Source organism: Allofrancisella frigidaquae, assembly GCF_012222825.1.
In the GTDB taxonomy this organism is placed as follows: Bacteria; Pseudomonadota; Gammaproteobacteria; order Francisellales; family Francisellaceae; genus Francisella; species Francisella frigidaquae.
Genome location: NZ_CP038017.1, coordinates 1,034,549 through 1,047,582 on the forward strand (window position 1 = coordinate 1,034,549; position 13,034 = coordinate 1,047,582).

Consider the following 13,034-nt stretch of genomic DNA (forward strand, 5'->3'; position numbering starts at 1 on the left):
AAATTAAATTATATCTTTTAACTGTTTATATTCTTGTGTTTTTGTAACTAAAATAGGCTCTTCTTGTTCCAAGATAGTTTTGTCACTTATTATAACTTTACTCATATCTTGAGTTGATGGAATATAAAACATTAGCTCTAGTAATATCCCTTCAAGAATTGTTCTTAGACCTCTAGCACCAGTTTTTTTAACTATAGCTTTTTTAGCTATCTCAATAAGAGCCTGGTCTGTAAATTCAACCTCTATACCATCAATTTTGAATAATTTAATATATTGTTTTATCAAAGCATTTTTTGGCTCTTTAAGAATTCTTACTAAATCCTCTTCTTTTAGCTCATTTAACACGGTAACGATAGGTAAACGCCCAATAAGTTCTGGAATCAAACCAAATTTAGTTAAATCCTCACTTTCTACTTTTTGCATTAATTTTTCTACGTTAAGACTGTTTTTTTGCTCAACTATATCCGCGTTAAACCCAATACTTACCTTATCCATTCTATGTTTAACAGTTTTTTCAATACCAGCAAAAGCTCCTCCACAAATAAATAAAATATTAGTGGTGTCAACTTCTATCATCTCTTGATTAGGATGCTTTCTACCTCCTTTAGGTGGAACTGAAGCTACTGTACCCTCTATAAGCTTAAGTAATGCTTGTTGTACACCTTCTCCTGATACATCTCTGGTTATAGATGCACTTTCTGATTTACGCGCAATCTTGTCAATTTCATCTATGTAGATAATACCCTTTTGTGCTTTAGCCACATCAAACTCAGCGTTCTGCAATAATCTAACAATTATATTTTCAACGTCGTCACCCACATAACCGGCCTCTGTAAGAGTTGTTGCATCTGCGATAGCAAATGGAACGTTAAGTAATTTAGCTAAAGTTTGCGCAAATAATGTTTTACCAGAACCAGTTGGCCCTATCAAAAGGACATTACTTTTTTTAAGCTCGGTATCATCTTCATTTAGTATTTTAGAAGTAATTCTTTTATAATGATTATACACCGCCACAGATAAAACTTTTTTAGCATTATCTTGACCAATGACATAATCATCCAAATATTTTTTAATTTCTAGTGGTTTAGGTAATTTCTCAAAACTTATGTCTTCAGCATCTAATATCTTATTACCACCATGAATTTTAATTACACATTTATCAATACACTCATTGCAAATGTTACCTTCTCTACCAACTATAATATTTTTTACTTCTTGCTGTGACTTCCCGCAGAAAGAACAATATAGGATTTTAGACATCTTTATTAATTAGATTCCTTTAATTATTTACTTTTTTCATTGCTTCACGTGACTGAATAACATTATCTATTAAACCATATTCTTTTGCTTCTTCTGCCATCATGAATTTATCTCTATCTGTATCTTTTACTATAGTTTCAAGATCTTGACCTGTATGGTAAGCCAAAATATCATTTAACCTTTCTTTAATCCGTAGAATATTTTTAGCATGAATCTCTATATCAGATGCTTGCCCTCTAAAACCACCCAATGGTTGGTGAATCATTATTTGTGAACTAGGCAAACTATATCTTTTGCCTTTTGCTCCACCTGCTAATAAAAGAGACCCCATACTAGCAGCAAGTCCTATACAAATAGTGTTAACATCTGGCTTTATAAATTGCATCGTATCATACACACCCATACCAGCTGTTACCATTCCACCAGGAGAGTTGATATAAAAATAAATATCTTTGTCTGGATCCTCTGACTCTAAAAATAATAGTTGGGCAATGACAAGATTTGCTGATTGATCATTCACTTCACCATTTAAAAAAACTATTCGCTCTTTTAAAAGTCTTGAATAAATATCAAAAGCACGCTCACCACCTGCACTTTTTTCTATAACGGTAGGTACTAAATTATTAGTTATCATCTATAAAAAAACCTCTTCTCTCTGAATTTTAATTTAAAACCCAGCTTGTTGTGCTTGCATATTTTCTTTAATAATCGCAAAGAAATCTTCTTTTTTATCAGTAACTTTAGCTTGGTCTAAAACCCAATCAGTTAGCTTATTTTCTATCACTAGTGCTTTTAAATTATTAATTTCTCTCGGGTTTTTTTTGATTTGCTCTTTAGTTTTTTCTGGTTCCTCATATGCTTGAACCATTTCATCCAATAAGCTGTCAACTTCCCTATCATCAGCCTCAAAATTCTGAATTTTAATTATGCTATCAAGTATCAAACTTGTTTTTACTTTTTGCTTAGCATTTGCCTCAAATAAATTATCTGGCAACTGGTTAACATCAAAATTACTTTTTGCTCCACCCATGCTATTTAGTAGGTTTTTCTTAGCAGCATCAATCTCTCTCTTAACTAAAGCTTTTGGCACGTCAAACTCAACTATATCTCTTAACCCTTTAAAAACTTGTTCTTTAATTTTCCTTTGGATTATAAACTTCAATTCGCGTTGCATATTTTCTTTGATTTCTGACTCAAAACTACCCACCCCACCTTTTACTCCAAATTTCTTAACAAATTCTTCATTTACTTCTGGTAATTCTGGTTGTTGGATTTTTTTCACTGTTATATCAAACTGAGCATCTTTACCTGCAAGCTCCTGATTTTGGTAATCTTTCGGAAAAGTAACTGTAATAGTTTTTTGCTCATCTTTTAGCATACCAATAATACCATCTTCAAAGCCTGGTATCATCTGTCCAGAACCAATAATCACATCCGTATCATTAGCTGAACCACCATCAAAAACCTCTCCATCTTTTTTGCCAACAAAATCTATAGTAACTTTATCATCTGATTTTACAGCTCTATCAACTTCAGAATAAGTAGCAAATTGCTTTCTAAGGTTTTCTATCATTTGTTTGACTTCTTTATCACCTAGTTCAACTATTGGTTTTTCAACCGCTATATTGTCACAACCATTTACTTCAATTTCTGGAAACAACTCAAGGTTAGCTACAAACTTAAGATTTTTACCTTCCTCATTTTCTTTTAAATCAACTTCTATGCCAGCAACTTCAAGCTTTTCATCCTGTATAGCTTTTGTATATTTTTTAGGTATCAACTCAGAGATAACTTCAAAACGGATTTGCTCACCGTATTTCTTTTTTACTAAGTTTGCTGGAACTTTACCGGGTCTAAAACCATCTAATTTTATTGACTTAGCAGTTTGTGCTATTTTCTTAGTCACCATATTATCAATTTCATCAGCCGGTACTTCTATTAGTAGTGAACAATTAATTCCTTCTTTCTTTTCAACAGTTACATCCATTTTAACTTTTTCCTATTTTTATTTAACAAAATATCCTAGTAGCAAATTTTAACTATCATCACCTAGATTGTCTATATCTTTATTTTGTAAATATATGACAAGGCAAAATATTTACTGTAAAATTCGACATACTTATTTTACAACTTTTCAAGATCATTATATGGTAACTATTATTATAAGTATATGTCTACTAATAACACCTTTTATCCTCGCTTTCTGTCACAGCATTATTATTTACAGTGAACATCATAGTAGAATATACGCAAACTACTTTATAGCCTGCAACTTCAGCATTATAACTTTTATTAACAGCTACATGTGTTTGTTATATGGGGATAGTGTAAGCAAATTTCAAGGATGGATTTTCACTCCTGCAATTTTTCAAATTGGTATTTTTCAATTAAGTATGTGTTTCTTTTCAATAATTGCAATAATTAAAAAGCCACCATTCAAAGCTGCTTGCTTGATTTTTTTTAGTATTTACAGCATTTTAAGCTCATTTACATTATTAACTGATGATAGTCATAACCAGTTTATAGCTATTTTATTTGCTATAAATATCACAACTGGTTTAATTGCATATGTATTATACAGATTAATTGGCAGATAGAATTAAACTAGTAATTTTATTGACAGTATCTAGACTTAATCGATGCTATAGCTTGATCGTAAACGATATCCATCTCTTCTCTAGAGCCTACACCTCCACCTATTTCATATAGTTTACCATCAGCAACACCGTATATAGCTGCATGTATAGTAAATTTCAGACCCTTCTGCCAAGCTGCTTTTACAACTGTAGTTTTACATAAATTTAAAGCTTGATGTAAAGCGTTTAACTCACACATAACATCTACTTTTTTCTTCATATAATTTTCTTCATCTTGCCTAAAGCAACCTAAAATTTCTTCTATAAATTTTTTATTTTGTTCCTTGACTTCATGAATAGACGTTAACCAGTTATCAATAAGACCATAACTTTTATCTCTTACAACTGTTTCCACACCACCACATGCGTAATGTCCACAAACAATAATCTTTTTTACTTTCAAAACTTCAATAGCAAACTGTAAAACTGATAAGCAATTAAGGTCTGTCAAAGAAACAACGTTTGCAACGTTACGATGCACGAAAACCTCTCCTGGCACCAATCCACAAACTTGGTTAGCTGGCACTCGACTATCTGAGCAACCTATCCAAAGATACTCTGGAGATTGTCCTTTTGATAATGTTTCAAAAAATTTTGGATTAGTTTTTTTAACCTCCTCTGCCCATTCTCTATTACCCTTAATTAACTCATTTATATTACTCATACTATTCTCCTATATTTTTTTTAAAAAACTTATTTTATTCATCATCAAATTATGTTGTTAATTTTTTACTTTGCCAAACTACTACTGTCTTGCTTACGCAATCTACCCTTTTCAAACAAAGGAAGATTTTAGTATTTTATTCGGAGCACTTTAGTTTTATTCACAGCATATTAGTGGTTAGTAGTTATTCAGTAAACTATTAGAAAACAAAAACGTTTAAGCTAAGAAACTTTTTTATTTTCCATTTATTTTTAGCTACATTAGCTTACCGCTAACTAAATTTCAATAGTAACTTCACCTTGCAAAGATTTTTCAAACGATTCTTTTACCTGATTTTGTGATAAACCTTTTTGACCCAACAAATAAAACAATTTACCAAATGCTGCTTCATCTGTCATGTCATACCCTGATACAACTCCTGCCTTGACTAAACCACTAGCGGCTTTATAAGCTCCCATCTTAACACTTCCATACATACATTGTGTGCAATTAACTACTACAACTCCTCTATCGTTTGCACTAGCAAGAACATCATGAATTTTAGGTTCATCTGTCATATTCCCAGCCCCATAAGTTTTAAGGATTAGCCCTTGAATAGGAGGCTCTAAAATATTTTCTAAAAATTTTGTACTCATACCTGGAAAAACACTCAAGATAGCAATATTAGGTATTTCCAAATTCTCTAGTATTGTTGGTTTAGCATCTATAGTGCGTTGCCATAGTAATCTATCATCCACCCTAATATCTACACCTGCATGAGCTAGTACAGGATAGTTTGGTGATAAGAATGCGTCAAATCCTGTAGCACTTATTTTTGTAGTTCTATTACCTCTTAATAAGCGTTTATTAAAATACACACAGACCTCTTTAATCATATCACTACAAGCAAATATAAAACTATTTAGAATATTTGATACAGCATCTGAGCGAATTTGTGAAATAGGAATTTGGGAACCTGTTATAATGACTGGTTTTTGGATTTCTCCTAGCATAAAAGACAAAATAGAAGCTGTATAAGCTAAAGTATCTGTACCATGTAAAATTACAAATCCATCATAATTACCATAGTTTTTAACAATATCTAAGGCTAAAGTCAGCCAATTTGTAGGCTTAATATTAGAAGAATCAATAAGTGGTCTGTATTCCTTTATAACAAACTTTGGCATTTTATGATTATAAAAGTCAATTATGCTGTTAATTGTTTTTGTTAAGTAACCGTCTTCTACATCATAACCATTAGCTGTACTAACCATGCCTATAGTACCACCAGTATATAAAACTAAAATCCTTTTATGACTAAGACTTTTCATGTGACTTTTCTATAAGCTCCAGTATTGCTTTATTTGCCAATTGATCTGCTTTTTCATTACCTTGGTTGCCGCTATGCCCTTTAACCCAATGCCAACTAACTTCATGTGTCCTTGTTAGCTGGTCTAATTCTTGCCATAAATCTTTATTTTTGACTTCTTTTCTACCACTAGTTTTCCAGCCATTTGCTTTCCAGTTAGTCAACCATTGATTAATTCCATTTTGTAAATACTTTGAATCTGTAAAGATACTAATTTGACATTTTCTTTTTAGAGTTTTTAATGTTTCAATTGCAGCTAAAAGCTCCATTCTATTATTTGTTGTATTAAATTCTGCTCCGTATATTTCTTTAGTGATATCGCCGTAACTTAAGATAGCTCCCCAACCGCCTATACCAGGATTTCCTTTACATGCTCCATCAGTATATGCCACTAAACTATTTTTTTTCATAATAACCCTTATATATACTTTTAGCATTTGCACCACTATATGCTTTACATTTAGCTGGCTTTTCAAGTAACTCTGAAATCTCTAAAGGATCTATTTTAAAGAAATTATCTTTTTTAAAAAAAGCTACAAATTTTTTGCTAAAAATTCTCTTAAATAAGTTAATAAAAGCGCTGTCAGAATTTGTTAATAACTCTATTTTTTTACTAAGAAAACCGCTTGAGAGAAATTTTGAAACAAGCCTATAAGCTCTAATGTTTGTAGTTCCTGCAACGATAATTTCTCCATCATCTGAAAGACAGAAATATAACTGCTTTAATAAGGCTTTTTGCTTCTGTCTACTATCTACAAAAGCACTATCAATTATGATCAAATCGAAAAATCTAGGCTCAAATGGCCAAGCGTGTATATCAAAAATACACCCATTTTCACCAGTTTCTAAATACCCTGAGCAAACTACTGTTTTCAAAGATCTAATATTACCCGAATAATTACATTCTAAATTTGTAATTACCAAAGTTTTTTTATACCATCGTTGCTGAAGGTATTTAATAATAATCCGGTCTTTTGCTGTCATAAGCTAACTTACCAAACTTCTCATTCTATCAAAATAATCTGGACAAGTTTTATTAACAGCCTCAGCATTAGTAATAATAACCTTATCAATCCTTAAACCTAATAATGCTAATGACATCGCTATTCTATGGTCATTATAACTATCAACTTCTGCTGATTTTAAACTACTTCTTGCTGGTGAAATTAATATACTATCTTTTGTAGTTTCAACATAAACTCCTAATCTAGTTAAACCCTCTGCTATAGCTGCAACCCTGTCTGACTCCTGCCCACGTGTATGACTAAGACCTTCTATATAGGTGTCACCTTCGGCAAAACAAGCTATAGCAGCTAAAGTCATAAAAGTGTCAGAAAAGTTACGCATATTAACATGTATCCCTTTTAACTGGTTATTTCCAATTACTTCGATACCATCATCATAATAATTAATAGCGCAACCTATCTTCTGTAATACTTCTAAAAATTTTATATCTCCTTGTTTTGAATGTTTAGTTACATTCAAAACTTTAATAGCAGAACCAGTAATAGCAGCAAATGCCCAAAAATATGAAGCTGTAGAAACATCTGGCTCAACTACGTATCTTCCAGGTGAAACATAATTAGAATTTTTAGCTTTATAAATGTTATTATCAACTTCAACATTTACTCCAAATTCTAACATAACCTTAGATGTCATTTCTAAATACGGTTGCTTGTGATCTGTAATTGACTCTAAAGATAATCCCTTTTGCATTAATGGTGCTGCCATAAGTAATCCAGAAGCAAACTGTGAACTTTTTTTACCATCAACCTGTATACCGCCACCATTTAAAAGATTTGAATGAATAGTTATTGGCATCGCATACTCAGTATTATGGTATGTAACTTGAATTCCAAGATTTTCTAGTGGTTTTAATTGATCAGCTAAAGGTCTTTCCATCATTCTTTGTTTCGCATACACATAAAACTCACCGCCGTCTTGGGTGGCACACATAGGAATTATAAACCTAGTTAAAGTGCCAGATTCATTACAAAAAATCTTAGCTTTTTTATTTTTAAATACTCCGTCACAACCATTTATAATTAAAGATTTTGTTTCTCGGTTATGTTTGAGATCGCAGCCAAGTTCTTTTAACGCTGCCACACAAGCTAAAACGTCTGCACTATTAGGTAAATTTTCAAAACTAGTTTGCCCTTTAGCTACAGCAGCAATTATTAAAGCTCTATTAGATAAGCTTTTTGAGCCATCTAAAGTTACTTGTTTTTTTACCTGCAACCTTAGTCTAGGTATACAATCTTTCATTCAGATTACTCTAGTAAAAATTTATAATATAATAGCTATTATATTAGCATAAGTAATTTCAAGATAAAGATTTTAAGATAAAGAAAGGTTTATTAACTACGGTTTTTAATAGCTTTTTTAAGTTTAACTAAAGCCTCTTCTTCTATTTGACGAACCCGCTCAGCAGAAATTTTATATTTATCTGCTAAATCTTGAAGGGTAGTTTTCTCTTCCAACAAATATCTAGACATAACAATATCTTTTGTACGAGCATCAAAATTACTTAGAGCCTCTTTTACAGCTTCCATAAGATTATCATAATAATCTTGCTGGACTATCTGATGCTCAACATCTGAGTTTTTATCTTCAAGATATAAGCTTTGTTGATTTGTATCTTCTCCTTCATCATCTTTATATGGTAGATCAAGGCTAGCATCCCCTTGACACATTCTTTTTTCCATTTCAATAACAGTTTCTTCTTTAACTCCAAGCTCATCAGCTATTTGCTTTATATCTTCGGAGCTTAACCAACCAATCTTACCCTTGCTACTCCTTAAATTAAAAAATAGCTTTCTTTGCGCTTTTGTAGTCGCCACTTTTACAATTTTCCAATTCTTAAGTACATAGTCATGCATTTCTGCCTTAATCCAATGAACAGCAAAAGAAACTAATCTAACCCCCTGTTCTGGATCAAACTTACTAACTGCTTTCATAAGACCAATGTTACCCTCTTGGATAAGATCAGCAATAGATAAGCCGTATCCAGCAAAACCTTTAGCAATTTTGGTCACAAATCTAAGATGTGCCATTACTAGGTGTTGTGCTGCATCTAAATCCTTTTTATACTTATAAAGTCTTGCCAACTCTTGCTCCTCTTCAACCGATAATATAGGTAAACTATTAACAAAATTAAGATATGAATTTAGATCATTATCGGATACTACAGGTAAAGTTTTAGACTTAGTTGCGATAGGAAAACAATTTTTTTTAGCCATGTGGCTCCTATTTTTTAGCGGTAGATAGCCTGCTTTAATTGATTAATTTGTATTTGTTGATTTTGTAAAGCCACAGAGAAATCTTTTTGCATTCTAACTACAATTCCTTGTAACTCTGCTATTTGTTGACTTTGTGCTTGGTTGTCTTGTTGTAATTTTTGCATTAAATTCTTTTTATACATTTGTTGTGCATATCTATCCTGAGCTTTTTTTAGCTCTTCTAAATTAATCCAACCAACGTTACCATCTTTTTGATTAACAACTTCACACCAATTATTATCTTTACAATAAAAAATATTGTATTCATCTAGATTTTTAAATGTTATAGTATCAACAACTTTAGAATCGTTTACATCCTCTGCATAAATACTCACAAGCTTATCACTATAATGCTTCTGAGATTTTGGAGCAATCTCTTTAGTAGAGTCATTTGACATAGCTAATACTAAACCTAATGTAGAAATTGACAGTATTACCGCTAAAAAAGTTTTTTTCATATTACTTCCTTATTACAAACTCTTAGTGATATTATACACTATTAAAACTGCAAACTAACTACATCTTCATTAAAATACTGACGTATCATTGTTTTCAACTTGTTTAGGTAATAGTGACTCCCTACTTAATCCTAAAGCTACTGCTAAAACGCCTGCAACATATATAGAAGAATAAGTACCAACAACTATGCCCAAGATTAGTGCTAAAGAAAAATTATGTACCGAACTACCACCAAACAAATACAATACTACAACGACTAACATAGTTAACCCTGATGTAAGGATAGTTCTTGATAAAGTATCATTGATACTTCTATTAACTACTTCTACTACACTTGCATTACGCATTTTTCTAAAATTTTCTCTGACTCTATCATAAATTACTACAGTATCATTTAACGAATAACCTATTACAGCTAACACAGCTGCTAAAACTGTAAGGTCAAATTCTAATTGAAATGCAGCAAATATACCTAATATAACTATAGGATCATGCAGTAATGCTAAACATGCACTTATACCAAATTTCAACTCAAATCTAGCACTAATATATATTAGTATGCACACTAGAGCTATAATAATAGCCAAAATACCATTGCTTGCTAGTTCTTTACCAACTTGTGGGCCTATATAGTTAACACTTTGAACCTTTGCGTTAAGGACAGTTTCTATTTTTTGCTGCAATTGTTGTTGAGCATCATCTAAATCATTAGCTTTTAAGTTAATTACATTAGGAGCAAATTTGATTAAATAGTCACCATTTTCACCAAAAGTTGTAATAGTTGTGTTATCAAAACCTACCTTAATCAACTTATCAGCTAAAGTCTGTGAATTTTCATTTTTTTGTGTATGGATTTGTACTTGATAACCACCTGTAAAATCTAACCCTAAATTTAGACCTTTGGCGAAAATAAAAATCAATGATATAACAATCATTAACACCGATAAGATAGTTGTATATTTCTTTATTCCTAGAAAATCTATCTGAGTCTTTTGCTTAAAAAATTCCATTATAAACCCAACCTAAAAATTATATTCCAATAGAGATTTTATCTAGTTTTTTTCTCTTACCATAGACAAAATTTGTCATTGCTCTGGACACTGTAACAGCTGTAAACATAGAGGTTACTATACCTATCATTAGAGTAATGGCAAATCCTTTTACTGCTCCACTGCCGATAAAAAATAAAATTATCGCCACAATCAATGTTGTTATATTTGAGTCAACTATTGTTGTAAATGCTTTTTGATAACCTATATGAATAGCGCTTTGGCGTGGTGTACCAGCACGAATTTCTTCTCTAATTCTCTCAAAGATTAGTACATTACCATCTATAGACATACCCAAATTAAGCACTATACCAGCTATACCAGGTAAAGTTAAAGTTGCACCAGGTATAATTGACATAACCGCTACTATTAGCAGTAAGTTCATGATTAAAGCTATATTGGCAATAACACCAAAAACTCTATAATAAATCACAATAAAAATTATAACTGCTAAAAGAGCTATCACTATTGAAAGAGTCCCTTTCTCAATATTATCTTTACCAAGGCTTGGACCTATTTGCTGCTCTTGTACAATATGAACAGGTACTTGTAACGCTCCTGATTTAATCATAAGAGCTAAATTATTTGCTTCCTTTTGATTTAATCCAGTAATTTGAAAATGTGAACCTAAAGCCGACTGAATAGTTGCAACGTTAATCAACTTTTCAGTTTTATTTACAGTGTTTTGCTCTTTACCATTTTTATCTAACGTCTTTTCATAAGTTGTATTTATAAGCATTACACCCATAGGGTTGCCAACATTTTTACCAGTAATTTCTCTAAAATTACTAGCCGCCCCCCTACTTAGCTCAACCATAACGATTGGCGTACCAGTCTGTTGATCAATAGATGGATTAGCACTAATAATATCAGCCCCACCTGCAACTGGAGTTCCTTTTAAACTATAGTAACTTTGATAACCTCTGCCACTATCTAAAGAATAAACTTTATAACCCTGCTCTTCTGTAGCTAAACGATTAGTAACAGGATTCACTAAATAAAAATTTGCTGTAGATGTACCACCTAATATCTGCTTAGCTTGGGTAGCATCTTGTAAACCTGGTATTTCTATAACCACACGATTTTGTCCAGCTTGAGCTACTGACGCTTCAGCCACACCAAGAGCATTAATACGATTACGCATGACTGTTACTACTTGAGATATAGCACTTTGCTCTAACTGCAATATCTTTGGACTCGTATAAGTAATAAATATTGTGTTACCCTTAGCTGTGTAAAGAACGTCAGGATCTTGGTTTTTTCTAAAATCTGTGTCTAGGTATGTTATAAATTTTTGCATGTCTAAAGGGTTATTCAACGTTAGTGAAATAAAACCATTATTAGTGTACTCTGTAGGTACATTAGTAACAGTCTTATCTTCTGCTTTTGTCGAATTATTTATATTTATACCTTTTTCTTTGGCCGCATTTAAGATTATACTTAAAGTATTACCAAGCTGAGCGTCTAAAGCTGATTGGGTATTAGCTTCTAACATAAGATACATACCGCCACGTAGATCCAAACCTAAGTTCATTGGATTAGCACCTAACACTGACAACCAATTAGGAGAGTTAGTAAGCATATTCATAGCTATAATATACTGGTTTCCTAATTGCTCTTTTAAAATTTGTTTAGCTTTAAGCTGCTCAGCAACATCCCCAAAAATTACTGCAATATTACTTTTATCCTCCGCTATGGTTGCTTTTTGGTAAATTATATTTTTTTTACCTAAAATGTCCTCGATCTGAGTAAGAATTTGGCTAGTTATATCACCATTTTTTTGTGATATTTGCAAAGCTGGACTTTTACCAAAAATATTTGGTAAAGCATAAAATAAAGCTATCACTAATATAAAAGCTATCAAAAGGTTTTTCCATAATGGAAACTGATTTATAGGAAAACTTTTATTATTGCTCATTGAAAGGTCCTTTTATAAAAAAGAAAAAGGTTAAAAAAATAAGATTCAAAGCTTATTAAGCCTTAGTAGCCCCTTTTGGTAAAATATTTGATACAGCATTTCTTTGTACTTTTACAACTATATTTTCAGCAATTTCCAAGTCAACTAAAGTGTCATCTAACTTAGCTATTTTACCAATAATCCCACCATTAGTTACAACCTCATCACCCTTAGCTAATTCAGATAACATTTTACGAAGTTCTTTGTTTTTCTTTTGCTGTGGTCTAATAAGTAAAAACCAAAATATAGCAAAAAACACTACCAACATTAAAAGACCACTATACGGGCTACCTGCAGACTGCGCTGCATCTGCAGCAAAAGAATTTGTAGTAAACAACGCAATAGCCGCTAAAGACAATATAATCTTTTTCATTATTTTTCTC

Annotated in this window: 14 protein-coding genes; 1 reads left to right on the forward strand and 13 read right to left on the reverse strand. The window is 31.8% G+C overall.

Annotated features, from left to right (window positions below):
• Positions 1 to 3: 3 nt before the first annotated feature.
• Genes clpX through tig form a run of 3 tightly spaced genes read right to left on the reverse strand, consistent with a single transcriptional unit; the run spans position 4 to position 3,247 of the window.
• On the reverse strand, positions 4 to 1,260 hold the full coding sequence (clpX, locus tag E3E15_RS04860) for an ATP-dependent Clp protease ATP-binding subunit ClpX (protein WP_172106799.1): 1,257 nt from the start codon (positions 1,258 to 1,260) through the stop codon (positions 4 to 6).
• Between the two features lie 19 nt (positions 1,261 to 1,279).
• A complete protein-coding gene (gene clpP, locus E3E15_RS04865; protein ID WP_035719486.1) occupies positions 1,280 to 1,894 on the reverse strand; it encodes an ATP-dependent Clp endopeptidase proteolytic subunit ClpP in 615 nt (204 codons plus the stop codon).
• A 33-nt stretch (positions 1,895 to 1,927) separates the two neighbouring features.
• On the reverse strand, positions 1,928 to 3,247 hold the full coding sequence (gene tig / locus E3E15_RS04870) for a trigger factor (protein ID WP_172106800.1): 1,320 nt from the start codon (positions 3,245 to 3,247) through the stop codon (positions 1,928 to 1,930).
• 160 nt (positions 3,248 to 3,407) lie between these two features.
• Between tig and E3E15_RS07970 the strand changes: the two genes are divergently transcribed.
• The gene (locus tag E3E15_RS07970; RefSeq protein WP_172106802.1) at positions 3,408 to 3,857 is read left to right on the forward strand and encodes a DUF6790 family protein; all 450 of its coding nucleotides are present in this window, start codon (positions 3,408 to 3,410) and stop codon (positions 3,855 to 3,857) included.
• A gap of 16 nt (positions 3,858 to 3,873) precedes the next feature.
• Here the strand turns inward: E3E15_RS07970 and E3E15_RS04880 are convergent, their stop codons facing one another.
• The 10 genes from E3E15_RS04880 to yajC all read right to left on the reverse strand — a co-directional run bounded on the left by E3E15_RS04880 (position 3,874) and on the right by yajC (position 13,024).
• The gene (locus E3E15_RS04880) at positions 3,874 to 4,560 is read right to left on the reverse strand and encodes a carbonic anhydrase (protein WP_172106804.1); all 687 of its coding nucleotides are present in this window, start codon (positions 4,558 to 4,560) and stop codon (positions 3,874 to 3,876) included.
• 275 nt (positions 4,561 to 4,835) lie between these two features.
• Positions 4,836 to 5,870, reverse strand: a complete 1,035-nt coding sequence (gene ansA / locus E3E15_RS04885; RefSeq protein ID WP_172106806.1) for an asparaginase — start codon at positions 5,868 to 5,870, stop codon at positions 4,836 to 4,838.
• Positions 5,857 to 6,318, reverse strand: coding sequence for a ribonuclease HI (rnhA, locus tag E3E15_RS04890; RefSeq protein WP_155960869.1), 462 nt, complete (start codon positions 6,316 to 6,318; stop codon positions 5,857 to 5,859). Before rnhA ends, ansA begins: the two co-directional genes overlap by 14 nt.
• On the reverse strand, positions 6,305 to 6,892 hold the full coding sequence (locus E3E15_RS04895; protein ID WP_172106808.1) for a class I SAM-dependent methyltransferase: 588 nt from the start codon (positions 6,890 to 6,892) through the stop codon (positions 6,305 to 6,307). The genes rnhA and E3E15_RS04895 overlap by 14 nt, the downstream gene beginning before the upstream one ends.
• Positions 6,893 to 6,895: 3 nt before the next feature.
• Positions 6,896 to 8,173 carry a 3-phosphoshikimate 1-carboxyvinyltransferase gene (gene aroA, locus E3E15_RS04900; RefSeq protein WP_035719499.1) on the reverse strand — a complete coding sequence of 426 codons (1,278 nt, stop codon included), beginning with the start codon at positions 8,171 to 8,173 and terminating at the stop codon, positions 6,896 to 6,898.
• Positions 8,174 to 8,265: 92 nt separating this feature from the next.
• Complete coding sequence (gene rpoH, locus E3E15_RS04905; RefSeq protein ID WP_035719501.1) at positions 8,266 to 9,147, reverse strand: RNA polymerase sigma factor RpoH; 882 nt, start codon at positions 9,145 to 9,147, stop codon at positions 8,266 to 8,268.
• Positions 9,148 to 9,161: 14 nt separating this feature from the next.
• Complete coding sequence (locus E3E15_RS04910; protein ID WP_172106810.1) at positions 9,162 to 9,644, reverse strand: hypothetical protein; 483 nt, start codon at positions 9,642 to 9,644, stop codon at positions 9,162 to 9,164.
• A 69-nt stretch (positions 9,645 to 9,713) separates the two neighbouring features.
• A complete protein-coding gene (secF, locus tag E3E15_RS04915) occupies positions 9,714 to 10,655 on the reverse strand; it encodes a protein translocase subunit SecF (RefSeq protein ID WP_035719506.1) in 942 nt (313 codons plus the stop codon).
• A 19-nt stretch (positions 10,656 to 10,674) separates the two neighbouring features.
• Positions 10,675 to 12,612, reverse strand: a complete 1,938-nt coding sequence (gene secD / locus E3E15_RS04920) for a protein translocase subunit SecD (protein WP_172106811.1) — start codon at positions 12,610 to 12,612, stop codon at positions 10,675 to 10,677.
• 55 nt (positions 12,613 to 12,667) lie between these two features.
• On the reverse strand, positions 12,668 to 13,024 hold the full coding sequence (yajC, locus tag E3E15_RS04925; protein WP_172106812.1) for a preprotein translocase subunit YajC: 357 nt from the start codon (positions 13,022 to 13,024) through the stop codon (positions 12,668 to 12,670).
• Positions 13,025 to 13,034: the final 10 nt, after the last annotated feature.